The sequence below is a fragment of the Oleiphilus sp. HI0128 genome (assembly GCF_001635365.1).
Map to the genome: position 1 here is coordinate 1 of NZ_LWGG01000634.1, position 334 is coordinate 334.

A 334-nucleotide genomic window follows, 5' to 3' on the forward strand; every position below is an offset into this window, starting at 1 on the left:
GTTATCTTTTGGGTGAATATGAATTTTGCTTTAGGGCACGGAGCTTTGCGCTACTACAGTGGTGGTGTTAAAGGAACATGGGATAGCACAAATCGCTAAGGTTAGGCTTAGAAAAGGAAGGGGAATATTTTGTTTGGTTTGATTAGTGGTCTGGTAGTGTTATGTCTAGCGGTGTTCGCATTGGCTGTTGTCATGATACGAAAAAAGAACATGCACATATGGTTGGGGCATTATATTTCTATCAGGCTTAAAGGTAAGCCAAAGGTAGATGGGCCAGTGCACATCATGTTTTGTTTTGTGGATCACTATGAACCTCAGTGGGGGCGCCCGAATA

Annotated in this window: 1 protein-coding gene; it reads left to right on the top strand. The window is 42.8% G+C overall.

The window, feature by feature from the left end:
- Positions 1 to 129: 129 nt before the first annotated feature.
- On the top strand, positions 130 to 334 hold a 205-nt coding region (locus A3763_RS29495), incomplete at its 3' end, for a hypothetical protein (protein ID WP_231872131.1).